Below are 25593 nucleotides of genomic sequence, written 5' to 3' on the forward strand. Positions count from 1 at the left end.
GCGGTCGACTATGCCCGCGATGAACACCGACTGGAAGCTCACCACTCCGCCTGAATCCGCAGTGCGCGTGGACGCCGAAGTTCTCGCCATGCGCGCCCCTCTGGTGCGGGTCCACCGCGACGATGAGGGCACCTGGTCCTTCGAGGGCCCGAGCGCCACGGGTCGGGAGTCCAAGCAGACCAAGCTGCAGGCCGTCGTCGGCGCCTGGCCGCACGTGGCGGCGCTGTCCGAGCTCGACGCCGGGACCGCCGTCATCTGGTCCTGGCGGCAGCACGGCTGGGCCGCTGAGTTCGTGTGCGAATGCGGCAGCTGCGAGGAGCCGGTTGCCGGCGACATCGATCGCCAGAGCTGGCCCCCGGAACTCCAGCCGCACACGATCATCAGCGTCGAGCAGGTCGCGCTGTCCGGGCAGCGTCCGCTCACCGACATCATCAGCACCCCGGGCGGCATCGCGATGCTCGGCCCCGGCGATCACCGCCGCACGGTCGACCTGATGACCCCGGTGGCGCTGGCCAACGTCATCCGCCGCTGGCCGCACACGGTCCAGGCCATGCGAGTTCTCCAAGAGGGCCGCGGAATGCGCTGGAACCCCGACGGCCTCAACTGGCACGAATACGCCATCGCCTGACGCTTTCAGGTCGCACCGAGCCGTTTCAGGGCTGGGACTCAGCCGGCACCGCCGCGGGTTCTCAGCGGTTCTCTGGGGAGGACGCCGCGACGCCGATGTCTACTCCTGGGGTAAGCGGAAGACATCAGGAGTGGCGCCCGGACCCAGGGGACCGCTGAGGTTCCGCCACTCGCACCGCCAAGCAAGCCGGGTAAAACGTTAACTCGTTCTCAGGCGTTCTCGGTGAGCTGCGGGTGGTCCAGGAGTCGCGAGTAGAGGACTTCCAGCAGCCAACGCCCGAACATCGATGAGCCGAATTCCGCGGCGCGGTTCTCCGGCGGGATGACGAGCTCGCCGGAATCGTCGGGACCGGTCATGACGACCCCGGCGCCGTAGTAGTCCAGCTCCAGCATGGACAGCGCGTCATACCGCTGCTGACCGGGCAGGACCACCGCGCACGGAGCGAGGGACAGCAGCATCCCGCAGGCGCGCAGCGCGCGGGACGGCTTGGACACCGGAACGAGAATTCCGATCAGGTCAACCGCGGCCACCGGCAGCTGGTCGTGGTGCTCGGGTTCCGACCACGCCTTGAACCACGCCGGGTTGAGCTCGGGCTCCCAGCCGTGGTGCAGGCGCCATTCGTGGACGTCCGGCCGGATGCGGGCGACCGCGGTGAACCGGGTGCCGAGAACATCCACATCCGGTACTAATCTCCCGTCCCATCCGAGAGCGCGGGCCGCGTGCTGAAGCTGCTGCACCGTCGCATGGTAAACGCCCGGACCCCGATTTCGGGAAGGTGTTTCCCCAATGATTCGCCACAATTCCGGGCGGCCATCTTCCGCGTGCGCGGAGCGGTTACTGTTCAACGCCGTGAGTGGTCACAACGTCGGGGAGCACGACTCATGAATCGAGGTCCCAGCCAGCTGTTCGGCAGGCACAACGCCGAGGAAGAGCTGAGCACCAGGCCCGATCACGCACTCGTCGGTGTCATCCGGATGCCGGGCACCGTGACGAGCCCTGTGCGCTCCATCATCCGCCGCATCCTCGGCGCCTTGGTGGCGCTGGCCGCCACGGTCGCCATCGTCTACATCGGCCGGGACGGGTACCGGGATTCGGCGGGCGGCGAGCTCAGCGTGCTCGACGTCATCTACTACGCCACGGTGTCGCTGTCGACGACCGGTTACGGCGACATCACCCCGGTCAGCGACCGGGCGCGGCTGGTGAACGTGCTCGTCATCACTCCGCTTCGCGTGCTGTTCCTGATCGTCCTGGTCGGTACGACACTGGAAGTGCTCACCGAGCGCTCGCGGCAAGCTTTCAAGATCCAACGCTGGAGGTCCAAGGTGCGCGACCACGTGGTCGTCATCGGATACGGAACCAAGGGCCGTTCCGCGGTCACCGCACTGCTCGGCGAGGGTGCCGACCCGGGCCGCATCGTGGTGGTCGACACCGACCGCGCGTCGCTGGAGTCGGCGTCCGCGCAGGGCCTGGTGACGGTCAACGGTTCCGGTACCCGCTCGGACGTGCTGCGCGTGGCGGGCCTGCCGCGCGCCCGCGCGATCGTGATCGCCCCCGCCCGCGACGACACGGCGGTCCTGGTGACCCTGACCGCGCGCGAGCTGGCCCCGAAGGCGCAGATCGTCGCGGCGGTCCGGGAGGCGGAGAACGTGCACCTGCTGCGCCAGTCGGGCGCGGATTCGGTGGTGGTCTCCAGCGAGACGGCGGGCCGCCTGCTGGGCATGGCGACGTCGACGCCGTCCGTGGTGGAGATGTTCGAGGACCTGCTCAGCCCCGAGGTCGGTCTGGCGATCGCCGAGCGCGAGGTGGAGCGCCAGGAGGTCGGCGGTTCACCGCGGCACCTGACCGACATCGTGCTGGGCGTGGTCCGCGACGGAGAGCTCTACCGGGTGGACGCTCCGGAAGCGGACGCGATCGAGGCCGGCGACCGGCTGCTCTACGTGCGGAAAGTGACGCCGCCGCAAACGTGACCTTCTCACAACGGGTCTCGGGCACTTCCGCTTCGGGGTTTCTGGGACTATCGGTGTCGTGGGAAGCACGCGAGGTTCGGCCTCGGTGGCGTCGATCCTGCTCGTCCTGGGCGTTCTCGGCGTTGTGGTGGCCGGCGTGACGGTCGGGCCGCTGGTCGCGGCATCCGGGCAGCCGCAGGTCGCCGAGCGCCGGGCGGAGGCGGTCGTCGTCGAGCCGCGCCCGTGCGGGCCGCGCGCGGCCGGCGACGTGGTCGAGGTGCAGATCGACGGCGAGACCCGCCGCGCCACCTTCGACGGCTGCGGCCACACCCGAGGCCAGCGTCTGGAGGTGATGGTCCCGGCCCGCGCTTCGGGTGATCTGCGGGTCACGCCCGTGAAGACCCAGCAGTCCGAACTGGAAGCGCTCGCGTGGCGCACCAACATCGTGCTGATCACCTTGGCCGCGGTCGCAGGTGGAGGCTACGGAGTCCTCCTGGGCCGCCGCTGAGCTCGGCGGTGCGAGCGCACACCTGAAACGGCCGCTACCGCCGCGTTCCTCAACCGCTAATCCACGTCGCTCGGCGGTGAGAGCCACGTGTTGCACTGGGTGATCTCGTTCTTGCTGAATCCCTGATCGACCCAGGTCGAGTTGGTCTGGATGCTGCCGTGGTCGTCGACGTCGCTGTTCTCGTCGCCGCGCGCGGCTGAGTCGCGCAGCGCTGGGAAGATCAGGTCGTTGCTCACGCCGCCGTTCTGCAGCGCGGCGAGGCTCATCCCCTCGAAGCAGGTGGCTTGCAGCTCGGAGCGCCGGGTCAGTTCGAGACCGGCCTCGGTTTCGGCTCCGGCGGTGGCCGACGCGCTGCCGTAGGCCGCGTTGATGCCGGAAAGCCGTTGCAGCGCATGGCCGAACTCGTGCGCGAACTGCCCGAGGAACACGCCCGCCTCGCTCCTGCCCTCGATCTCGGAGTAGTAGCGCGCGGTCATGTAGATGGTGTTGTCCTGCGGGCAGTACAGCGCCGTCTGGTCCCAGGTCCGCAACCCGCAGGGCGTGTCGACGTCGTCTCCGGTGGTGACGACCCTCGGTGCGTCGGTGGGCAGGTCGGCCTCTTCCAGAGCCGGTTCCCACGCTTGCATCAGGCAGGGCAGCGCCGCCTGGTAGAAGGCGTCCTGCGAGGCCACGTCGGTGGAGAACTCCGGGAGCGAGCACGGCGTGGTGACGGCCCCGTTCCCGTCGATGTTGATCGGGTTGTCCCCGAGCTTCGGCACGGGCTGCTCGGTCCCGGATTCCTCGGAGGTGGAGGTCTCCTCGGAAGTGCTCGTCGCCGTGGTGGTTTCGCTCGTGGTGGTGGTCGTGGCCGCCGCGATGGGCGCCTCCACCGGTTCCTCGGCCTTGTCGGCGGACACGGAAGCGGCCACGACCCCCACGGTCCCGATCCCGAACAACGCCACCGCCGCCAGCACGAGCCCGACGACGAGCCCGGTGTTGTTCCGCTGCGGCGGCTGCTGCGCGAACTGTGGAACCCGAGGAATGGGTCCGGTCGGCTGCTCCTCGAAGGGCACCCACGACGCGTGCCCGTGGCCGACCGGGCCTTGCCCAGGCCGGGGTGTTCGCCCAGGTGGGGAAGGCTGCTGCCAGTGAGGGGGCTGCCACTGCGGAGGCACGGGAGGTGTCATGCCCGGAACCCCGTGGGCCACCGCCGTGAGTCCTCAGCCACCCCGCCCAACCGCAAAGCCTTCATCCCACCGACTTCCACCCAGATCCACAACGGCCCCAAACCCTAACCCCACGAACGACCCGCCAGACCAGGAACACCCAAACCCGCACCCCCACCTGCCCGAGGCGACGACCGGCAGTTCTGGCCCGAACCGACCACGATCAAAGTCCGCTATGCTCGGACAATTCAGACCAGAACCGCCCGCTGCTGATCGCCCGCGCCCTGTTGGTGGCTTCCGCTTCAGGAGTCGATGGCTTCGAGGCGGACGCCTCCGGGGGTAGGGCCGCCTCGAAGGACGAGATTCGAGCTGTACGTGCCGCTGGGGATCCGGGAGGCGTTGAGTTCGACGGCGCGGAAGATCTCGCCGTTCTGCATGAAGAAGAGCAGCTGGCCGGGACCGGAGTAGTAGTCGTCGATATCGACCTCACGGTGAACCTTGGCCTGCACAGCTTCTTTGCTGGTGTACTCCTCGAAGACGTGCACTGTGTCCCATGAGCCAGGCTGCATCTCCCGCATCGCCCGCTCTCGACCAGGCTGGTTGAGACTGTTGACCTGGTCATAAAGAGCCTGGTCACGCTCCGGCTCAGCACCGCCGGCGGCGCACCCGCCCAGTGACAGCACGAGCAACGATCCGGCCGTGATACGCCCCAGCATGTCAGTGATTCCCATCCGTCGTTCCGTAACTGTCCGCATCGTCACCGGGGTTGTACCCGCCTGACCAATGACCGTCGGGCTCCTTCGGAGTGTGCCCTCCGGGATCTGGTGCGGCCTGGGCTTTGCCAGATTGACCGATCTCAACCTGATCGCCGTAGTTGAGGTTTCCTCGCTTGTCATGCACGAGCACGTCGCCATTGCGCACGGCCTCTTCGACGTGTCGAGCCAGTTCCTCCGGGCTCGCGTCGGGGTGGGCCTCAGCGATGTTCCTGCCGACCTCGTTGTTGTACAGGTCCATCGCCTCGACCGTGGACGCGTTGGCCTGATCTTGGGGGAGTCGTTCGTGCGCGGTCGTGTAGCTCTCGGTCCATTCCGACCCGAAGCGTTGAGCCAGAAGGGCGTTCCAATAGGTGTGCCGAAATGCGTCCCCGTGCCCGTCCGTACTGCCTTGACCGCCGAACGCTTCAAGGCCGGATGCCTGAGCGCGGTCGTAGATGTCGTAGGCGTCCTTGATACCGGCTACGCCGAGATCAGTGAGCAGGGCAGCTTCGCCAGCGGTCATCGGTTTCGGGTCAAAGCCAAGCTGCTCGGCGATCCAGCCCATCGCTCCGCCCGGGAACGTGACCATTCCGTCCGGATCGGGGGTGACCTGGTACTCGCGGAGGATTTGATCGATCGGTTTCCGCTGGTCACCCGAGGCGGCAGCGAGAAAGACGATCGGACCGAGCGGACCCGAAACGGACTTGAGCTTGTTCGCCGTCTCCTCGTCCTCGGTGCGAACCTTGGTCAAGAGCTTGGCCGCGCTCTGCACGGCTTCTTTCGATTGGTTCGTGAGGTCGGCGGCAGCGGGCGAAGTCGCACCGTCAGGCGGTAGCGAATCGGCCTTGTTCTGCAGGTCGAGCAGGTATTGCTGAAGTGCGGTGTGCTCCTGATGAGCGGACCGGAGAGAGTCGGCGACCGAGGCCAGCAGCTTGCCTGCCGCAGCGAAGATCGCGCTGTCGGTCTCCAACTCCTTCGTCGCGGACATCAGCGCGCCGCTCGCCGCATCGGCGGCCTGGCCGGCCCAGATGGCCGGCAGCCGTTCGACAGCCATGGCCGCCGAATCCTGCTGTGCTCCATCAAGGCCCTGACCTGCTCGATTGAAAGCGTGCAGAAGATCATCGACCCCACCGGGATTTCCCAGCGGTTCCCCCAGAGCACGCCGGGCATCGGCGATTGCGGCGGCCAGGTTCTCTGCTCGCAGGGAACTCGCGATCCGCTCAAGATCTGTGGCCCGGCGTGCTAGATCGTCAGTGGTCGTCTGGTTCACAGGACACCACCGATTTGCCCCTTACCGGACTCGTCCGCGGCGCCGTACGTGTTCGCGCTGTCGTGCACGTCCTGCGCGGTCCGGTCGTAGGTTTCCAGCCGCTTCGTGAGGTTGTCGAAGAGCAGTTGCTGGAAAGTGCTGAACGCTTCTCCACAGGTCGTCGTGGCGAAGACCCGACCGCCTTCCGCTGAGGCGCCGTCCCACGCGGAGCGGATCGAGCGCAGGTCCGTCGCCAGCATGCCGATCTCGCGTGAGGCGTTCCGGACCTCGTCAGGCGTCAGGTTGAACCCGGTCATGAATGCGACTCCTCCCCAGTACGTCCGTCGCGGCCAGAGAGTCCCGCAATCCAAGAGCACGCACATCGGCGGATCAGGGGATCTTGTGAAAATCCGTACAGCGTGCAGAGCCTTGCGGTCCGGTTGGGGCCTGCTTGGCGCGCATGGCCTTTGACGTCGCTGGGAGCCACCAGAGGGTGCTGAGGGGAACGGCCACGAGGAGTTGGACGATGCTGCCGATGTTGCCCTGGAGGAGCGTGACTGTGCCGTTGACCAGGTAGAACGCGCAACAGGCCGTGACGAGGATTCGGCCGAGTTGGCTTCCGAGGAGTAGGGCCAGGAGGCTGCCGCCGAGGCCGAAGAGCAGCGTGGGCGTTGCCAGGGTGAGCATCAGGATTCCGAAGCGGGAGTCGCCCTCTTCGAAGCCGCTCTTGTAGCTCATGACGCTGAGCATGAACGCTCCGCACAGGGACACGGAGCCGGTCAACACCGCGCTGAGGATCAGCAACGCGCTGTGCGAGGAGCTCTGGCGAGGGGTCGGGCGGATTGGGTAGTAGTGGTTGTAGTTCATTGGTTCGCTGACCTCTCTCAGTAGTCCCACGTGTGTTCGTGGTGGTCTTGGCGGTTTGCGATGGCTGTGCATTCGGAGCAGCGTTCGGTGATGGTTTTGCTCAGGGGTTCTCGGGGCCACGGGGTGGACGTGGGAATGAGAATCCACGTTTCGCACAGAGCGGGAACCCAAGCGCCGGTATATACCGAACCGGGGAGTGTCGTCAGCGCATGACGAATCTTGAAACCTGAGCCGACGATCCAGAACACATCTGCGCGCTCGCGACGGAACACGTCGAAAACCATCCCTTTGAGTCCTTTGCTTCCAAAGCCGTGGAACCGGAATGGGATGGGAAGTTAAGTTCGTTTCGGCAGTTCATCCACCCGTGAAACGTTTCCCCGGGAACCGAAGCAGTGAAACGGAATTCGAAACAGGGGAGCCGCTCACGAAGTACCCGGAGGTCAGGGTGTCGGCGAGGTCCCGCCTGTTTCGCGTCAACCTGGGCGCGGAGCTTCGAACCCTTCGCGAGCGCACGAAGATGTCCACCCGAACGGTGGCCGCGCGATTGGGCACCAGCCCGGCATGGGTGAGCAGAACCGAAACCGGCGCCCGCTTCCCGACACCGGACGAGGTCGGCGCGCTGTGCGAGCTCTACGGAGCGAAGGGGGAGATGCGCGACCTGCTGGTCGCCAAAGCCGAGTCCAACGACGGCACGACGATCAACCTGCCGTCAGGCGACAGGTACACCGACCAGCTCGCGAACATCATGCTGCTGGAGACCGAGGCGCGGCGGGTGACCGGCTACGAGATAGCTCTCGTCCCAGGGCTTCTGCAGACTCCTGAGTACGCCCGGGAGATGATCTCCGCACTTGACCGGCCGCAAAGTGAGATCGAGCGCCGCGTGGCAACTCGTATCGGCCGTCAGGCCGTCCTCTCGCGTCCGAACGGACCAGAGCTGAGGTTTTTGCTCGACGAGTTCGTGCTTCGCAGGCTGATCGGTGGGTCAGCGGTGATGAGCAGGCAGCTTCGGAAGATTGTCGCGGAAGCTGCTTGGCCCAATGTTCACGTACGCGTGTTGCCAGCTTCGATTGGCGCGCACCAGGGCCTTGACGGGACGTTCGCCATCTACGAGTTCGCGGCGTTGGAGACCTACGTCTACCTGGAGAGCAGGAAGGGTGGAACTTTCATTAATGACGCCGAGGTGACCCAACAGTATCTTGATACCAGAGATGCGCTTTGGGACGAGGCGCTGCATGAGGAAGAGTCGGTCGCGCTGATCGGCACGTTGGCAGAGGGGCTTACCGGTGGCTGATCTTGTCTGGCGGAAGAGCAGCAGAAGCGGCACCTCGACGAACTGCGTCGAGGTTGCGCAAGCCGCTGACGAGGTTGCGGTCCGTGACTCCAAAAACCCGGATGGTGGTCATCTGCTCATCGCCACAAGCCAGTGGGGGAGCTTCCTCGGCGGTCTCAAGGGCGGCCGTTTTCGTTCGGTCCAGTAGATGATCTTGGCGCTGTGACCTGGTGCGGAGCTCCCACCCGGCCAAGTTTGTCCAGATTCCCCGGAACCGTTACGCGCGCGGGCGCGTCAAGCTAAAGTAACCACGGTTCATGGGGGATCACAGGGTCCGGAGGATCTGGGATGACTAACGCAGAGGGTGGGTTCGCCGCCGCCAAAGAGGGTCTGAAGGCCGTCAGCGGCCAGACGCAGTGGATCAACTCGCAGGTCGGTGCGGGCAAGCTCGCTCTGAACCCGGACGCGGCTGAGAAAGCCGCCAAGCGCTGCGAAGACGAGATCCGAGAGCTTGCTCGAATCTTCCGGGATGCCCGACAGATCACGCGCGTCCAAGGCCTGGGCGACTACCCGGATGGAAAGCAGCTCGCGCAGCGGTTCCAGGACAAGGCAGCTGATTCGCAGGCTGGTGCGTTGAAGCTCGTCCGTGATCTCCAGGATGAATTGAAGAAGCAAGCGGATGCGTTCCGTGAAGCTGCCAAGGATTACCGCACGACCGACGAGCAGAACGCAGACGACCTTAGGCGAGGTATGCAGTGAACACGGTTTCTCGAACGCTGATCGCAGCGGCCGCCGGCATGGCCTTGCTCGGCTTGTCTGCGTGTTCGGGCAACGGCTCGGGGGAGCCGACCGGTAACCCGACGGCGCCCCCGGAGGAGAAGGCGATCGCCAGCTTCGACCCCTGCACGTTCTTCCCCGCTGAAGAACTGAGCTCGCTCGGTGTCTCCACCCAGTCCGAGGACGGCAGCGTGGTTCAGTCGGAGCCCGGCTGTGAGTGGCAGGGCGAGAAGATGACTCTGACGCTGCTGAAGAACGCCTCCCAGACCGTCGAGTCCTATGAGACGAGCGGCAACTGGGACAGCTACTCGAAGAAGAGCATCGGCGGACGTAGCGGCGCCGTTGCGGTCGAGTCGGGAGCGACTGGGCAAGGCGGTTGCACGGTTCTCGTCAACGCTGGTGGAGGCGTTGCGGTCTACGGAGTCGATGGCGCCATGCGGGATTCCGTTGACGCGTGCGGCGAGGCCGAGAAGGTAGCCAACCAGACTGCGTCGAGACTGCCGGAATGAGCTGGGGGAGCTATGGGGATTTTCGACACGATTGAAAACGCTGTCTCTCCTGCATTCGGTTGGGAGAGCCAAGCCGAGGAAGACCGCAAAGCGCATACCGCTGAGGCCGAGCGGATTGCTCAGCAGCAGCAGGCAGAGCTCGCGCGCGGCAACTCGGGTCTGACGGTCGGTTCCTATGACTCACCTGCTATCACCCAATGCATCAACTGGGGTGGGTTCAGCCACGCTGACATCTACAAGACGAATCAGGATTCGATTCAACCTGCCAACGTAGGTGATTCCGCGGACGCGTGGATCAAGCTCGCGAAGGCTCTCCGGGAGCGTGGCGAGAGCTACCACACCGACCTCGCCAACATCGTCCAAGGCGGGTGGCAGGGCGAGGCCGCGGATGCTGCGTCGCAGGTCGGCAAGCCCGCATCAGACTGGATGAAGGCCAGCGCCGATGCTTTCGAGATGACCGGCAACAACCTCCAGGCCGCTGGAGACGCCGCAGGTCAGTCGAAGAAGATGGTGCCGCAGCCCGAGGGGTTCAGCTGGGGAGAGGCTGCCGCTTCTGCAGTCCCCTTCGGCCTCGCGGGTGGCGGTGTCAACGCTCTCTCCCAGATGGAGGAGCAGGAGCAGGCTGAGAAGGCTGCTCAGGAGACGATGGGCCGGGTGTACAGCCCGACGTTGACCCAGGTCGACGCGAAGATGCCGCAGTACACCGCGCCCGACGGTTCGACCACCAATCCTCCGCCGGTTCCGCCTGGTGGTGGCACCGACTGGGGCAACGGCATGGGCAACGGGAGCAACGTTCCCGGTGGCTCGGGCGCTGGTTCCGGCTCGGGTGGCGGCTACTCCGGTAGCGGTCTGCCCGGTGGTTCCGGCAGCGGGCTCCCCGGTGGCGGCTACTCCGGCGGTGCTTACCCGGGCGGGACCAGTCCTGCCGGAACCGGTGCTGCCTGGGCGAATCCGCCGGGTGGCGCGAACGTTCCCGGCGGTCTGCCCGGGGGCGGCCCGGGTGGCGGTTCTGGGCCCGGCGGCGGCCTCGGTCTCGCCGCAGGTCTCGGTGCCGGAGCCGGTGCGGGTGCTGGTGCCGGCGCGGGTGCCGGAGCTCGTGGTGCCGGAGCGGGCATGGGCGCAGGTGGCCGGGCCGGGGCCGGTGGTCTCGGTGCGGGGGCCGGTGCTGGTGCCGGCGCGGGTGCCGGTGGTCGTGGTGCCGCTGGTCGCGGTGGCATGGGTGGCATGGGGGCCGGAGCCGGCCGACGCGGTGAGGGTTCCGAGGACGACGAGCACGAGCGTCCTTCCTGGCTGGAAGAGCAGGACGACGTGTGGATGAACGACATGCCCAAGACGGCACCGCCGGTTCTCGGCGAGTGAGCGGGCTTTTCAACTGATTGAAGTGGTGATGCGATTTCCGTCGAAACCGCGTCATCACTTCAAGCCTTCCTTTTTTGCTTCCACGAGTGGGAGAAAGCTCAAGTGAGTGTGTTGGGTCGGTGGCAGTTGCCGCCGGTGCACCTGGACATCGTGCTCAAACACCTGCGGATCGACGGTCTCACGCTGCCGATCAGCACCCGGTCCTTCGGCCACACCGCCGAACAGTTCTCAGCCATCGGAAAAGCGGAACTGCCGATCATGGAGGCGAACGGCGTCGTCGCCGACGACGAAGTCGTGACGCCGCTCGTCGACGCGCTGAAAACCCTCGCCACGCCCTACCTCTGGGTCGATTCGATGTGGTTCCCGGAGCCGGGGAGCGACCACTGCTGGCGCGCGGTCGCGGTGTTCACCGAGGGCAACCGGATCGTGCTCGGCGTGCAGGCGCCCAGCGAAGATCCCCAGCGCGGCGGACTGCTGACCGTCGAGGTGCACCAGAACGCGCCGCTGCCCGGAGTCGTGCTCGGCACCCTGCCGCCCGCCAAACCCGGCAGCTACGGCCCGATCCGCGTCCCGCACAGCTCGATGCAGGGCGATCAGGTCGAGGACTACGACCCGTCGAGCATGATGGAGACCGCCACGCGCAGGCGCGGCAGCAGCGGTGACCAGCAGGTCGAGCTCTACGAGAAGATCGGCAAGTCGCAGCACGTGCGCATCGGCCAGATCGCCGCCAACATGCGCGACCAGCACGGTCGGCGCCGCCGGACCCCGGTGGTGTCGTGGTTCGACAACGCCGAACCCGACGGCCGTTACCTCAACCGGGTGGAACGCGCGAGCACCGGCGAACCGCTCTACGCGCTGCTGCCCGCGGACGCCGGTCTGATCGGGAACGAGATCAACTCGTTGATCAACCAGGTCCGCCAGGGCTGAGCCCCGTCCCGGCTGGTCGGTATGTCGCATTGAAGCAGGTCAACGGACTATTGAGGGTTGCTCCGGTTGCCGTCTCACGCGGTGGCCGGAGTGTTGCGACACGCCGAAAGTTGTCGAAGGGGGCACACACAGGTTGACAGCCCGCACGTAGGCTGCATGACATGGTCGAACCCCAGCTGCATCGCGTCACCTTGCCCAACGGGCTGCGCGTGGTGTTGGCACCGGACTCGGCGGCGGGCCAAGCATCAGGTCAGGCCCCTGTGGTCGGTGTCAGCGTGCACTACGACGTGGGCTTCCGCTCCGAACCGGAAGGGCGCACCGGCTTCGCGCACCTGTTCGAGCACTTGATGTTCCAGGGCAGCGAGAGCCTCGAGAAACTCGCCCACTTCCGCCACGTGCAGGGCTCCGGCGGCACGTTCAACGGTTCGACGCACCAGGACTACACCGACTACTACCAGGTGCTGCCCTCGGCGGCCCTGGAGCGCGCGCTGTTCCTGGAAGCCGATCGGATGCGCGCCCCGAAGATCACCGAGGAGAACCTGGCCAACCAGGTGGACGTGGTCAAGGAGGAGATCCGGCTCAACGTCCTCAACCGCCCCTACGGCGGTTTCCCCTGGATCCTGCTGCCGCCGGTGCTCTACTCGACCTTCGCCAACGCGCACAACGGCTACGGCGACTTCACCGATCTCGAACGGGCCACCGTCGACGACTGCGCGGCCTTCTTCGACACCTTCTACTCGCCCGGCAACGCCGTGCTCACCGTCGCCGGTGACCTCGACGTCGACCGGACGATCAAGCTGATCGAGAAGCACTTCGGCGACGTTCCCGCTCGCCCGGTCCCGCAGCGGCCCTCCTTCGGCGAGCCGTTCCCGACCAGCGAGGTGCGCGGCAAGCACACCGACCCGCACGCGCCGCTGCCCGCCGTCGCCCTCGGCTACCGGCTGCCCGACCCGGTCGGTGAGCTCGACGCCTACCTGGCCAACGTCGTGCTCTCGGCGATCCTGTCCGACGGTGACGCCTCGCGGCTCCAGCAGCGCCTGGTGCACTCCGAAGCGCTGGTCGTCGACGTCAGCGCGGGCACCGGCCTGATGGGCGCTCCGCTCGACGCGCGCGATCCGGACACCTTCACCTTCACCGCCATCCACACCCCCGACGTCGGAGTGGAGCGCGTGATCGGGGCGATCGACGAAGAGCTCGACAAGATCGCCTCCGACGGTCCCAGCGAAGAGGAACTGCACCGCGTCACGGCGCGCTGGGCGGCCAGCCTCCACCGGGAGCAGGACCGGGTCATCTCGCGGACGCTCGACCTCGGCAGCACCGAGCTGCTGCACGGCCGCGCCGAACTGATCTCGGAACTGCCCGACAAGATCGGCGAGGTTCGCGCCCAGGACGTCGCCGCGGCCGCCAAGGCGCTGCGCTCCGACGCCCGAGCCGTGCTGGAGATCGAACCCGCTGGTGACGAGAACGGAGGTGCGGCATGACCCGCGCAACGCACCGCAGCGCCGAGGAGATCGGCCGCACCGAGACGGGCCCGCGCCCGCTGCCGCCGCTGGGTGAGCCCCGCGTCGGCGTCCCACCGGCCGGTGTCGACACCGTGCTGCCCAACGGGCTGCGCGTCATCGCCGTCCGCCACGGCCAGGTGCCGATGGTGGAGATGCGTTTGCGCATCCCGTTCGCCGGCGAGGCGGAGGAGCACCCTGCGCAGGCCGAGGTGCTGGCCGAAACCCTGCTGACCGGCACCGCGCGCCGCGACCGCGTCAAGATGGACACCGACCTGGCGGCCGTCGGCGGCGACCTGCACGCGGTGGTCGACCCCGAGCGGCTGAGCATCGCCGGAGACGCGCTGGCCAGCGGCCTGGACACGCTGCTCGACGTGCTCGCCGACGCGCTGACCGGCGCGACCTACGCCGACGACGAGGTCAACGCCGAGCGCGCGCGGCTGGTCGAGCGGATCGGCGTGGCACGCTCGCAGCCCCGGGTGATCGCCCGCGAGGAGCTCCAGCGCCACCGCTACGGCGACCACCCCTACGTCCGCGAGGTCCCGAAGGCCGAGGACGTCGCCGAGGTGACCCCCGAGCAGGTCCGCGCGCTGCACAGCGCCGCCGTGCTGCCGCGCGGCTCGGTGCTGGTGCTGGTCGGCGACATCGACCCCGATGCCGTGATCGGCGAGGTCGAGCGGGCCCTGGCCGGCTGGAAGTCCGAGGACTCGGCCCGCGAGATGCCCGCCCTGCCCCTGGTCACCGGCGGCGACGTGCGGCTGGTGCACCGTCCCGGCGCCGTCCAGTCGCAGCTGCGGTTCTCCGCGCAGGCGCTGGCCCGCACCGACGAGCGCTATCCGGCGCTGCAGATCGCGAACCTGGTCTTCGGCGGCTACTTCTCCTCGCGACTGGTGGAGAACATCCGCGAGGACAAGGGCTACACCTACGGCGCGCACTCGTCCTTCGAGTTCACCAAGGGCAACGGCACGCTGCTCGTCGACGCCGACACGGCCAGCGAGGTCACCGCGGCCGCCCTGCTGGAGACCCGCTACGAGCTGGCCCGGATGGCGCTGGTGCCGCCGTCGGAGTCCGAGGTCGAGTCCGCGCGGCAGTACGCGATCGGCGGGCTGCTGACCTCGACCGCCTCGCAGTCCGGCCTGGCTTCGACGCTGTCCGCGCTGGCCGCGGCGGGACTGGACCAGAACTGGCTGACCGCGCACGCCGAGCGGCTGCGCGACGTCACCGTCGAGCAGGTCGCCGAGGCCGCCAAGCTGTTCGCGCCGTCGGAGTTCACCGGCGTCGTCGTCGGTGATGCCGACAAGCTGGCGGACGAGCTGCGGCTGCTGGGCGGCGTGGAGCTGCCATGACCCGGTTACCGGATGGAGCGCAAGAATGACCTGCGAAGTGTTCGCCGGTGCGGGCTTTCAGCTCGACTCCCCGCCGCTCCTCTCGCGGTCCACTGTGGATCGACGGGAGGAGCTGCGGGAATCCCTGGACGGCGGCGCGAAGCTGTGGCACACCGGCAAGGTCGTGCTCGTCGACGCCAAGGGACGCACGCAGATCGGCGAGGACTCCCGGCTGATCGTGCAACCCGCCGTCGACTTCGGTGACCGCCCGTCGCCGAACGCGGTGCTGCTCGGCGTCGAGGACGACGTCAGCTACTGGGCGCTGCGCACCGACCACGACGGTGCGCAGGAGGGCTGGCGGGACCTGCGTTCCGGCGGCGCGCTGCTCAACGACACCGACGCCGGACTGCTCACCACGGCCGTCGGCCTGCTCGGCTGGCACGACAGCGCCCGCTACTGCGCGGTCTGCGGCGCGGCGACCACCCGCGTCCGCGTCGGCTGGGCGCGGCGCTGCTCCGGCTGCGACCGCGAGGAGTACCCGCGCACCGATCCGGCGGTGATCTGCCTGGTCAGCGACGGCGAGGACCACGTCCTGCTGGCCCGCCAGCCGATCTGGCCCCAGTACCGCTTCTCGGTGCTCGCCGGGTTCGTCGAGGTCGGCGAGTCCCTGGAAGCCTGCGTCGCGCGCGAGATCCAGGAAGAGGTCGGCGTCGAGGTCTCCGGCATCCGGTACCTCGGCAGTCAGCCGTGGCCGTTCCCGCGTTCGCTGATGCTCGGCTTCGCCGCCGTCGCCGATCGCGACGCGCCGCTGGTGCCCGCCGACGGCGAGATCGAGGAAGCGCGCTGGGTCCACCGGGACACGATCCTCGCGGCCCTCGATGCCGAGGGCGAACCGGTGGACGGCCTCCGCCTCCCACCGGGCGTCTCCATCGCCTACCGAATGATCAAGGGCTGGGCCACCTCCAAGCCCTGACACCCGCCCCACCCAGGGGGATTCGAATTTCGCGCGAAATTCGAGCCCGAACTTTCCGGCTCGATGTGATGTCTCAGGACATGGGTGACGGTTTTGCCTCAGGAGATGGGTAACACTTTCTGCCTCAGGACATGGGTGACAGTGGGCTTGGTGGTCGGCCGCGGGGGATGCCGTTGCTGACGTAGGTGGTGCCGTGGGGTGGCCAGGGGTGTTCGGCGATGACCTGGCCTTGTGAGTCGGCGAAGGTGACTCCGGTGGTGTCCCAGACGGCTGTGATGGTCTGGTGTGCTAGACGGCTGGTGATCATGAAGGCGATGCCGTGCAGCCGGACGCTGCCGTTGGTATTGATCGTGAGCACGCGGTAGCCCCAGCCGTTGGTGCCGTGCCCGGTGGGCCGGGGTGGTTCGGCCACGGGGGTGGCCTGCCAGGCCTGTTGCGGGGTGATCCGGTCGGGAAGTCCTTGGTGGCCGCGCTGGGTGTTGTAGTAGTCATCGAAGTCGTCGACCTGGTCTTGGAGTTCGTGCAGGTCGACGGCCAGGGGTTGCTGGTGCAGCCAGCGGAACAAGGTTTGATGGAACCGCTCGTTTTTGCCCTGGGTGGTCGGTTTGTAGGGCTTGCCGGTGATGGCCTGCACTCCCAGGGCTCCGATGTGGGAGACCAGCTGGCCGCGATGCCCCAGCCGTGAAGGGTTCAGAGCCATCCCATTATCGGTCAAGAGTCGTTGTGGCACACCGTGTTTGGCGACTCCTTTATCGAATACCGCGATTGCGGCCTCGCTGGTCTCTCCGTCAGCGGCATGCGTGGCCACCGCCAGCCGGGAATGATCGTCGAGGACCTGGAAGATCACACATCGCGCGCCCCCGGCGAGCACGTATTCGGTGGCATCCATCTGCCAGCACGCGTTCGGGGCGGGATAGACAAACCGCCGCCACGCCGCCCGCGGCTTCTTCCGCGGCTCCCGCCGGGCCACACCCTTGTCCCTAAAGATCCGAGCCAGCGAGGCCGGCGACGGCGCCGGCAGACCCATCACACACATCTTGTCGTGCACGCTGACCGGACCGTGATCCAACCCCGACTGCTGCAGGCTGGCCCGCACCTCCAACGCGTGCTGTTTGACCTGCTCATCAACGCGGGTCGGACTGCTCTTCGGGCGGCGTGACCGCGGCTCCAACGCCGCCGCCTCCCCCTCGGAAACCGCGCGGGCCCGGATCGCATAGAACGTCTTCCGCGAGATCCCCTGCTCAGCGCAAAACGAGCTCACCGCCCCACGCGGGGCATCGTCCGGCCACCGCACGATCGCCAACCGGACCTCGGGATCAACACCACCAGAACGCTTCACCCACCCATCAAAAAATCACACGAAGTGTCACCCCCAACACACCCCAAAGTGTCACCCATGTCCTGAGACAGAACTGTCACCGATCTCCTGAGACATGACAAACTTTCCGGCTCGAACTTCGCGCGAAATTCGAATCCGTCCCCCGGGGTCGGGCATGTCCGCGCTGGTCAAGATCGTGGGGACGCGATCTGGGCGACACACGGTGGTGGGTATCGCCTGACCGGTGTCGGGGGTCTGCGAGGATGCCTGCATGGCCGATCAACCGCGTCTCCTGGAAGGTTTGGACCCGGAGCAGCGGCAGGCCGTCATCGCACCGCGCGGACCCGTGTGCGTCCTGGCCGGTGCGGGAACGGGGAAGACCCGGACCATCACCCACCGCATCGCCCACCTCGTCCAACGCGGGCTGGTGACGCCCCGGCAGATCCTGGCCGTGACCTTCACGGCGCGCGCCGCGGGCGAGATGCGCACCAGGTTGCGGGAGCTCGGAGCTGCGGGGGTGCAGGCCCAGACCTTCCACGCGGCGGCTTTCCGACAGCTCCGCTACTTCTGGCCGCGCGTCCACGACGCCCAGATGTGGCAGCTCACCGACAACAAGTTCCGCCTGGTCATGCAGGCCGCGAACCGCCTGGGGCTGTCCACCGAGCGGGAGGACGTGCGCGACCTCGCCAGCGAGATCGAGTGGTCGAAGTCCTCGCTGATCAGCCCCGAGCAGTACCCGGCGGCCGCGCAGCAGGCCGGTCGCGAGACGCCGATCCTGCCCGAGCTGATCGCCAAGGCCTTCGCCGGCTACGAGAAGCTCAAGAGCGGCGCGCAGCTGCTCGACTTCGACGACCTGCTGCTGCACATCGCCGCGATCCTGGAGGACCGCGAGGACATCGCCGAGGAGTTCCGCAGCCAGTACCGGTCCTTCGTCGTCGACGAGTACCAGGACGTCAACCCGCTGCAGGCGCGCGTCCTCGACGCCTGGGTCGGCAACCGCGACGACCTGACGGTGGTCGGCGACGCCAACCAGACCATCTACTCCTTCGCGGGCGCCTCCCCGAAGTGGCTGATCAACTTCCCGCGCAAGTACCCCGAGGCGACCGTGGTGCGCCTCGAACGCGACTACCGGTCGACTCCGCAGGTCGTGGGCTTGGCCAACCAGGTCATCGGCGCAGCGCGGGAACGCCCGGCCGGCACCCGCCTGAAGCTGGTCGGCCAGCGCCCGGACGGTCCGCGCCCGGACTTCGCCGAGTACGACGACGAGACCGACGAGGCCGACGCCATCGCGCGCAAGATCGCGCAGCTGGCCAAGCGCGGCGTGCCGCTGTCGGAGATCGCGATCCTGTTCCGCGTCAACGCCCAGTCCGAGGTCTACGAGAAGGCGCTGTCCGACGCCGAGATCCCGTACCAGGTGCGGGGCGGTGAGCGGTTCTTCGCGCGCGCCGAGATCCGCCAGGCCATGGCCACCCTGCGCACCGCGATCGCCCGCGACACCACCGCCGAGGACCTGCCGGGAACCGTGCGCGAACTCCTCGTCGAGGTGGGCCTGACCGACGAGCCACCGGCGGGCGGGTCCGCCCGCGAGCGGTGGGAATCGCTGATCGCCCTGGTCGAGCTCGCCGAAGGGATCGTCGCCGCGGTCCCCGACGCTGACCTGCGCCGCTACGTCGCCGAGCTCGACGCCCGCGCCGAGGCGCAGCACCCGCCGACCGTCGAGGGCGTCACGCTCGCCTCGCTGCACGCGGCCAAGGGACTGGAGTGGGACGCGGTGTTCCTCGCCGGCCTGGTCGAGGGAACCCTGCCGATCCAGCACGCCGACACCGACGCGGCTGTGGAGGAGGAGCGTCGGCTGCTCTACGTCGGCGTCACCCGCGCCCGCGAGCACCTGCACCTGTCCTGGGCGCTGGCTCGCGCCGGGGGACGCCGGTTCCGGCGCCGCAGCCGGTTCGTCTACAACCTCGTGCCCGACGGTCATCCGGCGGCGCTGCCGAGCAAGGCCAAGCAGCCGCAGCCGCCCGCCCGGCAGGCCGCGACGATCAAACCGCAGTGCCGGGTGTGCTCGTCGACGCTGGTCAGCACCATGGACATCAAGCTCGGGCGCTGCTCGGACTGCCCGTCCGACGTCGACGAGAACCTGCTCGAACAGCTCAAGGCGTGGCGCAGCGAGCGCGCGCGGCAGCTCAAGGTGCCCGCCTACGTGGTGTTCACCGACGCGACGCTGACCGCGATCGCCGAGCAGCGGCCCGCCGACGAGTCCGCGTTGGTCGGGATCTCCGGGATCGGCGCGACCAAGATCCAGAAATTCGGTGGAGACGTTCTCGCCTTGATCAATCGGGTGAACTAGCAAAACCGCAGGTCAAAAATATGTTGCGGGTTGTACCTCGCGGCACATAACCTCGTAGACACGCGCGGGCCGAGTTGGCCCGCATTCGCCGACGGAGACCGAGAAGGAGGTGGGGACAGTGAAGATCTTCGAGACCACGTACGCCCCGCACTCCTTCATGGCCGGGGTTGTTTCGCTGCTCTCGGGCACCTTTGTGCTCGCCGCCGCCATTGCCAATGATCTGCGCGCCGAAAAGCCGCGTGGCTACGGCTTTGTCCCGGCGACCCTGCAGCACCCGCGCAGGTCGGTCCGTTGGTCTTTCCTGGATCCGCTGATCTAGGAGAGCCCCAGGCTTCTCAGAAGGCCGCGGACCTGCACAACGGGTCCGCGGCCTTTTTGTGTTCCTGGTTGATCCACAACCACAACCACATCCATCCACAACCACAAGTCGCCTGCCATCGACTACTGGAGGAAGTCGTATGTTCACCGCGAGTGTGCCGATACCCGAGTCGGCCGTGGACTCGCAGTTCGAGCCCGAGCAACCCACGGGCTCATCGCTGCAACGCCGCTTGCCCTGCCGCCGGGACCCGGACCTGTGGTTCGCCGAGAACCCGTCCGACCTGGAGCAGGCCAAGGTCCTGTGCAGCGACTGCCCGATCAAGACCGAGTGCCTGGCCGGCGCGCTGGATCGCTGCGAACCCTGGGGGGTCTGGGGCGGCGAGATCTTCGAACGCGGCGAGGTCGTCGCGCGCAAGCGCAGGCGCGGTCGTCCGCGCAAGCACCCACGTCCGGGAGAAGTCGAACCCCGCAAGCAGGAGCGAGCAGCATGACCAACACCACTGGACTGATCCACCCGAACAACGCGGAGATGCGCATGTACCCGACCGAGGAGCTGATGCGGATACATAGGAAGGAGATGATGGCCGAGGCCGAGCGACAACGTGAAGTTCGCTCGATGTCGGCCGGTCGCGGATGGCGGGCGATCGCCCGCTTCGCGACGAGAAGAGCCGAATCCGCTGAGCAGCGCTGAACTCCGTGATCGCGCGCTCGCGGGTGCCGCGTCGGCCGTCGCGTTCCGCGGCGGCCGACGCATTCTTGCCGAACCGGCAAACCGACGTGCGTGTTTCGCGGTGTCAGGTCTAGTGTTTCGGCTCGTGGGAGCACATTCGCATTCGCATGACAACATCGACTGGGACGCGCACCTGCAGCGCCTGCGCGCGGCCGACGACTTCATCGCACCGGACATCACCGAGGTGGTCGCCAAGCTGCTGCGGCCCGAGGACCGCTCGGCGATCGAGATCGGAGCCGGTGCCGGCGGCACGGCGGCGATCCTCGCGAAGGGCCTGGCGCGCAACGGTGACGAGTCGCAGCTGACCATCGTCGACACCGCCGAACAGCTGCTGGCGGCGGCGGGGGAGCGGGCGTCGGACGCCGCCGAGGGCGTCACCGTCCGCACCGTGCGGGCCGATGCCGCCGCCGACACGCTGGCCGAGGAGATCACCGGAGCCGGTGCTCCACCGCAGGCCGACCTCGTCTACGCGGCGTTCGTCGTGCACCACCTGCCCGACCAGCTCGCCGGTCTGCGCAGGTTGGCAGGGCTGGTGAAACCCGGTGGGCGGCTGGCGGTCGTCGAATTCGGCCTGCAGACCAGGGTTCTGCCCGCCGACATCGGCATCGGCGGACCCGGCCTGGAAGCCCGGCTGATCAGCGCGAGCGAGCAGTGGTTCCAGCAGATGCGGACCGAGATGGACGACTCGGTCCGGCTGCCGATGGGCTGGCCGAAGGCCATGGGCGAGGCCGGGCTCGTGGAGGCCACCTCGTTCAGCTACCTCATCGACCGGCCCGCGCCGTTGGACGAGTCCGGGCGAGCCGCTGCACTGCGCCAGCTGTCGATGCTCCGCCGCGACGCCGAGGAACGGCTCGCGGCCGAGGACGTTGCGGCGCTGGACCAGCTGCTGGATCCCGACGGCGAGCACTACGCGGGGAACCGGGACGATCTCTACTACCTCAGCGCCAACACCGTCCACGTCGGCACCAAACCCGCCTGACGAGCAACTGACCTGCACGAACGCGGGTCGGACATGCCCTCCTATTCGAATTTCGCGCGAAATTCGAATCGCGCTCGGCGGGGTGACGGCTGAGGGCGTGGGTTGCGTCAGGCCTCTGCTTCGGCGAAGCCGGGTTGCCACTCGGCGATGATGTCGCGGGTGGCGACCTCGGCGTCGAGCTGGCAGAGGATGCCCGTCGCGCCCAGAGTGACCCGATGGATCAGCAGGTAGTCCGGCGGGAGGTTCAGCAGCCTTCCGGTGCGGAAGTCGGGGCTGCTCAGGTCGGAAACCCGTTCGGCCTGCCGCTGCAGCCAGCGGCGGGTGAAGTGGAAGGTCTCGGTGCGCGCCGGGTCCACGAACGGCGCCAGGTAGGCGAGCACGTCCTCGGCCCGCAGCTCCTGGTCCGGCTGCACGAACCGCTCATCGCGCAGCAATTCCAGCAGCTCGATCGACTGGTCGTGAAGAGCCAGCCGGATCATCTTGCCGAACGTCGGCGGCAGGCCGTCGGGGAGCCGCGAGACCGCGCCGAAGTCGATCACGCACAGCCGCTCGTCCGGCAGCAGCATGAAGTTGCCCGGGTGCGGATCGGCGTGCAGCAAACCGACCTTGGCCGGGGTCGAGAAGTGGAACTCGGCCAGCAGCCGGCCCGCCAGGTTCCGCTCGGCCTGCGAACCCTCGGCGATGATCTTCGAGAACGGTGTGCCGGTCACCCACTCCGTGACCACGACCTTCGGCGCGCTCGCGATCACCGCGGGCACCACGACCCGCTCGTCACCGGAGAAGACCTTGGCGAAGGTGCGCTGGTTGTCGGCCTCGATGCGGTAGTTGAGCTCCTCGACCATCCGCTCCTGCAGCTCCTCCAGCAGCGGCTTGACCTCGGCGCCCGGTGCCAGCGACTGGAACAGGCGGGAGAACCGCATCAGCTGCCGGAGGTCGGAGCGCAACGCCTCGTCGGCGCCTGGGTACTGGACCTTGACCGCCACCTCGCGGCCGTCGTGCCACACCGCTCGGTGCACCTGGCCGATGCTGGCCGAGGCCGCGGGCTCGTCGTCGAAGGACTCGAAGCGCGTGCGCCACGAGGAGCCCAGCTGTTCGGCCAGCACCCGGTGCACGCTGGAGATCGGCATCGGCGGCGCCGCCGACTGCAACTTGGTCAGCGCCTCGCGATAGGGACCGGCCATCGCGTCGGGCACGGCGGCCTCGAACACGCTCAGCGCCTGGCCGAACTTCATCGCCCCGCCCTTGAGCTGCCCCAGCACCGCGAACAGCTGCTCAGCGGTCTTGGCGGCCACGTCGGCGTTGATCTCGGCGGCGTTCTGGCCGGTCAGACGGCGTCCCCAGCCCGCAGCGACCCGTCCTGCGACGCCCAGTGGCAGGCTGGCGAGCTTGGCGGTGCGGTGTGCAGCTTGGCGGGGAATGTCGGCCACGAATTCTCCTAGGTGCGCGCAGGAAAACCCTCTCGAAGACCGAAAGCCGTGGGGTCGCCATTCGGAAAACGAGAAACCCATCAACATGCTAGTCGTTCAACAGCGCGTCGTGGGTCGTGATCGGCATTCTGGTTGAGCGGGGTTCGTTCCCGCGGCCGAATGGGTTGGGCCGACGGGAACGGTTAAGCGACTCAAAACGGATTTACCGCTTCGGGAACCCCCGGGAAACCGGGACGGGGTGGGCCGCTGGCGGCCCACCCGTGCCTGTCACGCCTTGCCGAGGATGCGGGTCATCTTGGTCCCGCACACGGGGCACGTGCCCTTGGCCATCCGGCGTCCGTTGGTCTCCGAGACCTCACCGGAAAAGTCGCGCTTCTCCCGGCACTTCACGCAGTAGCCGTTGTACGTCTCGGCCACGGCTCCCCTCCTTCTGGTAATTGATCCAGCGCTACAGCTGGATCGCCGGCGCCCCCTGCGGGCGGCTGGGGGAACCGTACAGGCGGAGTAATTGAGATGCATGCATTACGAGCATGGCATGTTCGACTCGATGGAGTAATCATTCGTCCATTGATGGGAACTTGACCATGAGGTGCAGCTCACAGGGGGAACCGTTTGTCGGAGCCAGTCGCTAAGGTCCACTTTCGTGGCTGAACCGCAGGTCGAGGTCCGCCGCAGCAAGCGCCGCCGCCAGACGGTGAGCGCCTATCGCGACGGCGACAAGATCGTGGTGCTGCTCCCGGCTCGGATGAGCCGTGCGGAGGAAAAACGCTGGGTGGCGGACATGCTGAGCCGTCTGCAGCGCAGCGAGACGCGACGCCGATCCCCCGCACGCAACTCGGACGAGGCGCTGGTGCAGCGCTGCCGTGAGCTGTCCGTGAAGTACCTGGACGGCAGGACCGATCCGAGCAGCGTTCGGTGGGTTCCGCCGATGCGCACCCGCTGGGCCTCGTGCACGCCCAGCGAGGGCACCATTCGAGTGAGCGAGCGGCTGCGAGATGTACCCGGATGGGTGCTCGATTACGTGCTCGTCCACGAGCTCGCGCACCTGCTGGTCCCCGGCCACGGTGCCGACTTCTGGAAGTGGGTCGAGCGCTACCCGAAGACCGAACGCGCGATCGGCTACCTCGAAGGCGTGGTCGCGGCGTCCCAGCTCCAGGTCGGCCTCACCGACGACGAGACCGAGGACCCCGAAGGCTCCTGACCCGGACACAACACCACCCGCCCCCCGCGATGTGCGGTGGACGGGTGGTGGGCGTGAATCAGGACTTGGCGTCGCCGTTGGAGCCGTCGGAGTCCGAGTCACCCTCGGAGAAGTCGTCCTCGGACTTCTCGGCTTCCTCGGCGCGGCGGATGGCCGCGATCGGGTCGTCGAGGTCGGAGTTCGAACCCCAGCGGTCGGCGAAGTCCAGCGGTTCGTCCAGGTCGGAGCTGTCGGGCAGCAGGTCCGGGTGGTCCCAGACCTGGTCGCGGGCCTCGGTGCCGTGGCGCTCGGCCATCAGCCGCCAGAGGTTCGCCGCGTCGCGCATCCGGCGCGGGCGCAGCTCCAGCCCGATCAGCGTCGCGAAGGTCTGCTCGGCCGGGCCGCCGCTGGCGCGACGCCTGCGGACCAGCTCGCCCAGCGCCTCCGCGCCCGGCAGCCGCTCGCCCAGAGCGTCGGCCACGACCACGTCGACCCAGCCCTCGACCAGGGCCAGCAGCGTTTCGAGCCTGTTCAGCGCGGCCTGCTGCTCCGGAGTGGTCTGCGGTTCGAGCATTCCCGAACCCATCATCTCCTGCATCGACGCCGGGTTGGACGGGTCGATCTTGCCCGCCATGTCCTCCAGCGCGGAGGTGTCGATGTGGATGCCGCGCGCGTACTCCTCGACGGTGGCCAGCAAGCGCTGCGCCAACCACGGGACGTGCCCGAACAGCCGGTGGTGCGCCGCCTCGCGCGCGGCCAGGAACAAGGTGGCCTCGCTGATCGGCCGGTCCAGTCCCTCGACGAACTTCTCGATGTTGGCCGGAAGCAGCGCCGCGGTCCCGGACGGTCCCAGCGGCAGCCCGACCTCGGTGGAGGTCAGGACCTCACCGCCGAGCTGGGCGAGTCCGCTGCCCAGCTGCGATCCGAAGGTCATCCCGCCCATCTGGCCGAGCATGTTCAGCAGCGGGCCGGCGGCCTGCTTGGCCTCCTCCGGCAGCGCCTCCAGCCAGGCCGCGGACATGCGCTGCGCGATCGGGTCGCACAGCCGCTGCCACACCGGCAGGGTCTTCTCGACCCAGTCCACGGAGGACCAGGTCTGGACCGAGCGGACCCCGGCGGGCAGCGAGGTGCTGGCGTCGAGCCACAGCTCGGCGAGGCGCACCGCGTCCTCGATCGCCTTGACCTGCTCCTGGCTGGGTCGTTCGGTCCGCTGGTTGTTGTGCAGCTGCTGCACCGCGAGCTGCTTGGCGAGGTCGTAGTTGACCGGCCCGGACTGGCCGCTACCGCCACCGGAGTGGCTCAGCGCCTGGCCGAGCTGGGTCAGCATCTGGCCGAGCTGCCCGATGTCGAAGTTGCCGCCCGGTCCGGGCATGCCGGCGAAACCGAAGGGGTTGTCCCCCGGGTTGCCGGCTCCACCCTCAGAGCGGCCTTGCGACGAGTCGCCCTTGTCGGGGTCGTCGGGGTCCTGCGAACTGAACCCGAACGGCATATTGGTCATAGTTCCACCGTACGCGGCCTCAGCCGCCCCTAAGAAGATGTCGTGGCTCTGGTCTGTGC

Annotated in this window: 28 protein-coding genes and 1 pseudogene; 18 read left to right on the top strand and 11 right to left on the bottom strand. The window is 67.8% G+C overall.

The features are described from left to right. The first annotated feature begins 19 nt into the window (after positions 1-19). Positions 20-628: a hypothetical protein gene (locus AB0J78_RS15350; RefSeq protein ID WP_363789552.1), complete on the top strand. Its 609-nt coding sequence runs from the start codon at positions 20-22 to the stop codon at positions 626-628. 209 nt (positions 629-837) lie between these two features. Here AB0J78_RS15350 and AB0J78_RS15355 read toward each other — a convergent pair whose 3' ends face one another. Next, entirely contained in the window at positions 838-1365 is a 528-nt protein-coding gene (locus AB0J78_RS15355) for a hypothetical protein (RefSeq protein WP_363789553.1), read from the bottom strand. Between the two features lie 144 nt (positions 1366-1509). On the opposite strand from AB0J78_RS15355, the gene AB0J78_RS15360 reads away from it, so the two are divergent. Together AB0J78_RS15360 and AB0J78_RS15365 are read left to right on the top strand one after the other, a co-directional pair. Further along, complete coding sequence (locus tag AB0J78_RS15360; protein ID WP_363789554.1) at positions 1510-2595, top strand: potassium channel family protein; 1086 nt, start codon at positions 1510-1512, stop codon at positions 2593-2595. Positions 2596-2653: 58 nt separating this feature from the next. Continuing rightward, positions 2654-3082, top strand: coding sequence for a hypothetical protein (locus tag AB0J78_RS15365; protein ID WP_363789555.1), 429 nt, complete (start codon positions 2654-2656; stop codon positions 3080-3082). Between the two features lie 56 nt (positions 3083-3138). Here the strand turns inward: AB0J78_RS15365 and AB0J78_RS15370 are convergent, their stop codons facing one another. From AB0J78_RS15370 to AB0J78_RS15395, 6 genes are all read right to left on the bottom strand, one after another. Then, on the bottom strand, positions 3139-4134 hold the full coding sequence (locus AB0J78_RS15370) for a neutral zinc metallopeptidase (RefSeq protein ID WP_363789556.1): 996 nt from the start codon (positions 4132-4134) through the stop codon (positions 3139-3141). A gap of 395 nt (positions 4135-4529) precedes the next feature. After that, positions 4530-4958 (bottom strand): hypothetical protein, encoded by a 429-nt coding sequence (locus AB0J78_RS15375; RefSeq protein WP_363789557.1) that lies wholly within the window; start codon positions 4956-4958, stop codon positions 4530-4532. Continuing rightward, on the bottom strand, positions 4945-6252 hold the full coding sequence (locus AB0J78_RS15380) for a hypothetical protein (protein WP_363789558.1): 1308 nt from the start codon (positions 6250-6252) through the stop codon (positions 4945-4947). Before AB0J78_RS15380 ends, AB0J78_RS15375 begins: the two co-directional genes overlap by 14 nt. Beyond that, entirely contained in the window at positions 6249-6548 is a 300-nt protein-coding gene (locus tag AB0J78_RS15385; protein WP_363789559.1) for a hypothetical protein, read from the bottom strand. The genes AB0J78_RS15380 and AB0J78_RS15385 overlap by 4 nt, the downstream gene beginning before the upstream one ends. A gap of 73 nt (positions 6549-6621) precedes the next feature. Continuing rightward, positions 6622-7098 (bottom strand): hypothetical protein, encoded by a 477-nt coding sequence (locus AB0J78_RS15390; protein ID WP_363789560.1) that lies wholly within the window; start codon positions 7096-7098, stop codon positions 6622-6624. Between the two features lie 17 nt (positions 7099-7115). Then, on the bottom strand, positions 7116-7382 hold the full coding sequence (locus tag AB0J78_RS15395; protein WP_363789561.1) for a hypothetical protein: 267 nt from the start codon (positions 7380-7382) through the stop codon (positions 7116-7118). Positions 7383-7420: 38 nt separating this feature from the next. Here AB0J78_RS15395 and AB0J78_RS15400 point away from each other — a divergent pair, with 38 nt between their 5' ends. From AB0J78_RS15400 to nudC, 9 genes are all read left to right on the top strand, one after another. Continuing rightward, positions 7421-8389, top strand: coding sequence for a helix-turn-helix transcriptional regulator (locus AB0J78_RS15400; protein WP_363789562.1), 969 nt, complete (start codon positions 7421-7423; stop codon positions 8387-8389). After that, positions 8382-8576, top strand: a complete 195-nt coding sequence (locus tag AB0J78_RS15405) for a DUF397 domain-containing protein (protein WP_363789563.1) — start codon at positions 8382-8384, stop codon at positions 8574-8576. Before AB0J78_RS15400 ends, AB0J78_RS15405 begins: the two co-directional genes overlap by 8 nt. Before the next feature lie 140 nt (positions 8577-8716). After that, positions 8717-9127 (top strand): hypothetical protein, encoded by a 411-nt coding sequence (locus AB0J78_RS15410; protein WP_363789564.1) that lies wholly within the window; start codon positions 8717-8719, stop codon positions 9125-9127. Next, on the top strand, positions 9124-9654 hold the full coding sequence (locus AB0J78_RS15415) for a DUF3558 family protein (protein WP_363789565.1): 531 nt from the start codon (positions 9124-9126) through the stop codon (positions 9652-9654). Before AB0J78_RS15410 ends, AB0J78_RS15415 begins: the two co-directional genes overlap by 4 nt. A 12-nt stretch (positions 9655-9666) precedes the next feature. After that, positions 9667-11013 (top strand): PPE domain-containing protein, encoded by a 1347-nt coding sequence (locus AB0J78_RS15420; protein ID WP_363789566.1) that lies wholly within the window; start codon positions 9667-9669, stop codon positions 11011-11013. 102 nt (positions 11014-11115) lie between these two features. Next, positions 11116-11940: an ESX secretion-associated protein EspG gene (locus AB0J78_RS15425; protein WP_363789567.1), complete on the top strand. Its 825-nt coding sequence runs from the start codon at positions 11116-11118 to the stop codon at positions 11938-11940. A 161-nt stretch (positions 11941-12101) separates the two neighbouring features. Further along, positions 12102-13421, top strand: a complete 1320-nt coding sequence (locus tag AB0J78_RS15430; RefSeq protein WP_363789568.1) for a pitrilysin family protein — start codon at positions 12102-12104, stop codon at positions 13419-13421. After that, on the top strand, positions 13418-14785 hold the full coding sequence (locus tag AB0J78_RS15435; RefSeq protein WP_363789569.1) for a pitrilysin family protein: 1368 nt from the start codon (positions 13418-13420) through the stop codon (positions 14783-14785). The genes AB0J78_RS15430 and AB0J78_RS15435 overlap by 4 nt, the downstream gene beginning before the upstream one ends. A 25-nt stretch (positions 14786-14810) precedes the next feature. Further along, positions 14811-15737 (top strand): NAD(+) diphosphatase, encoded by a 927-nt coding sequence (gene nudC, locus AB0J78_RS15440; RefSeq protein ID WP_363789570.1) that lies wholly within the window; start codon positions 14811-14813, stop codon positions 15735-15737. 98 nt (positions 15738-15835) lie between these two features. Here the strand turns inward: nudC and AB0J78_RS15445 are convergent. Further along, positions 15836-16998, bottom strand: a pseudogene (locus tag AB0J78_RS15445) (IS481 family transposase). Positions 16999-17326: 328 nt separating this feature from the next. Between AB0J78_RS15445 and AB0J78_RS15450 the strand changes: the two are divergent. The 5 genes from AB0J78_RS15450 (at position 17327) to AB0J78_RS15470 (ending at position 21429) form a co-directional block, all read left to right on the top strand. Further along, on the top strand, positions 17327-19402 hold the full coding sequence (locus AB0J78_RS15450) for an ATP-dependent DNA helicase UvrD2 (protein ID WP_363789571.1): 2076 nt from the start codon (positions 17327-17329) through the stop codon (positions 19400-19402). A 118-nt stretch (positions 19403-19520) separates the two neighbouring features. Further along, complete coding sequence (locus tag AB0J78_RS15455) at positions 19521-19721, top strand: hypothetical protein (RefSeq protein ID WP_363789572.1); 201 nt, start codon at positions 19521-19523, stop codon at positions 19719-19721. A gap of 139 nt (positions 19722-19860) precedes the next feature. Then, positions 19861-20211, top strand: coding sequence for a WhiB family transcriptional regulator (locus AB0J78_RS15460; protein ID WP_363789573.1), 351 nt, complete (start codon positions 19861-19863; stop codon positions 20209-20211). Then, a complete protein-coding gene (locus AB0J78_RS15465; RefSeq protein ID WP_363789574.1) occupies positions 20208-20411 on the top strand; it encodes a hypothetical protein in 204 nt (67 codons plus the stop codon). The genes AB0J78_RS15460 and AB0J78_RS15465 overlap by 4 nt, the downstream gene beginning before the upstream one ends. Positions 20412-20535: 124 nt before the next feature. Further along, positions 20536-21429, top strand: coding sequence for a class I SAM-dependent methyltransferase (locus tag AB0J78_RS15470; protein ID WP_363789575.1), 894 nt, complete (start codon positions 20536-20538; stop codon positions 21427-21429). 107 nt (positions 21430-21536) lie between these two features. On the opposite strand, the gene AB0J78_RS15475 is transcribed toward AB0J78_RS15470, so the two are convergent. Together AB0J78_RS15475 and AB0J78_RS15480 are read right to left on the bottom strand one after the other, a co-directional pair. After that, positions 21537-22856, bottom strand: coding sequence for an AarF/ABC1/UbiB kinase family protein (locus AB0J78_RS15475; protein WP_363789576.1), 1320 nt, complete (start codon positions 22854-22856; stop codon positions 21537-21539). A gap of 267 nt (positions 22857-23123) precedes the next feature. Next, on the bottom strand, positions 23124-23273 hold the full coding sequence (locus AB0J78_RS15480; RefSeq protein WP_010693945.1) for a DUF5679 domain-containing protein: 150 nt from the start codon (positions 23271-23273) through the stop codon (positions 23124-23126). Positions 23274-23499: 226 nt separating this feature from the next. Here AB0J78_RS15480 and AB0J78_RS15485 point away from each other — a divergent pair, with 226 nt between their 5' ends. Then, complete coding sequence (locus tag AB0J78_RS15485) at positions 23500-24057, top strand: YgjP-like metallopeptidase domain-containing protein (RefSeq protein WP_363789577.1); 558 nt, start codon at positions 23500-23502, stop codon at positions 24055-24057. A gap of 58 nt (positions 24058-24115) precedes the next feature. Here the strand turns inward: AB0J78_RS15485 and AB0J78_RS15490 are convergent, their stop codons facing one another. Then, entirely contained in the window at positions 24116-25534 is a 1419-nt protein-coding gene (locus tag AB0J78_RS15490; protein ID WP_363789578.1) for a zinc-dependent metalloprotease, read from the bottom strand. Between the last annotated feature and the right edge of the window lie 59 nt (positions 25535-25593).

Origin of the sequence: Saccharopolyspora sp. NPDC049426 (genome assembly GCF_040676935.1) — a bacterium.
Classification (GTDB): domain Bacteria; phylum Actinomycetota; class Actinomycetes; order Mycobacteriales; family Pseudonocardiaceae; genus Saccharopolyspora.

Excerpts from the sequence above, each read along its gene's own strand:
- AB0J78_RS15450 (WP_363789571.1), top strand. The coding sequence starts at position 17,327 with ATGGCCGATCAACCGCGTCTCCTGGAAGGTTTGGACCCGGAGCAGCGG.
- AB0J78_RS15360 (WP_363789554.1), top strand. The coding sequence starts at position 1,510 with ATGAATCGAGGTCCCAGCCAGCTGTTCGGCAGGCACAACGCCGAGGAA.
- AB0J78_RS15400 (WP_363789562.1), top strand. The coding sequence starts at position 7,421 with ATGGGATGGGAAGTTAAGTTCGTTTCGGCAGTTCATCCACCCGTGAAA.
- AB0J78_RS15375 (WP_363789557.1), bottom strand. The coding sequence starts at position 4,958 with ATGGGAATCACTGACATGCTGGGGCGTATCACGGCCGGATCGTTGCTC.
- AB0J78_RS15385 (WP_363789559.1), bottom strand. The coding sequence starts at position 6,548 with ATGACCGGGTTCAACCTGACGCCTGACGAGGTCCGGAACGCCTCACGC.
- AB0J78_RS15435 (WP_363789569.1), top strand. The coding sequence starts at position 13,418 with ATGACCCGCGCAACGCACCGCAGCGCCGAGGAGATCGGCCGCACCGAG.
- AB0J78_RS15430 (WP_363789568.1), top strand. The coding sequence starts at position 12,102 with ATGGTCGAACCCCAGCTGCATCGCGTCACCTTGCCCAACGGGCTGCGC.
- AB0J78_RS15410 (WP_363789564.1), top strand. The coding sequence starts at position 8,717 with ATGACTAACGCAGAGGGTGGGTTCGCCGCCGCCAAAGAGGGTCTGAAG.
- AB0J78_RS15490 (WP_363789578.1), bottom strand. The coding sequence starts at position 25,534 with ATGACCAATATGCCGTTCGGGTTCAGTTCGCAGGACCCCGACGACCCC.
- AB0J78_RS15350 (WP_363789552.1), top strand. The coding sequence starts at position 20 with ATGAACACCGACTGGAAGCTCACCACTCCGCCTGAATCCGCAGTGCGC.
- nudC (WP_363789570.1), top strand. The coding sequence starts at position 14,811 with ATGACCTGCGAAGTGTTCGCCGGTGCGGGCTTTCAGCTCGACTCCCCG.
- AB0J78_RS15420 (WP_363789566.1), top strand. The coding sequence starts at position 9,667 with ATGGGGATTTTCGACACGATTGAAAACGCTGTCTCTCCTGCATTCGGT.
- AB0J78_RS15390 (WP_363789560.1), bottom strand. The coding sequence starts at position 7,098 with ATGAACTACAACCACTACTACCCAATCCGCCCGACCCCTCGCCAGAGC.
- AB0J78_RS15395 (WP_363789561.1), bottom strand. The coding sequence starts at position 7,382 with ATGGTTTTCGACGTGTTCCGTCGCGAGCGCGCAGATGTGTTCTGGATC.
- AB0J78_RS15460 (WP_363789573.1), top strand. The coding sequence starts at position 19,861 with ATGTTCACCGCGAGTGTGCCGATACCCGAGTCGGCCGTGGACTCGCAG.
- AB0J78_RS15465 (WP_363789574.1), top strand. The coding sequence starts at position 20,208 with ATGACCAACACCACTGGACTGATCCACCCGAACAACGCGGAGATGCGC.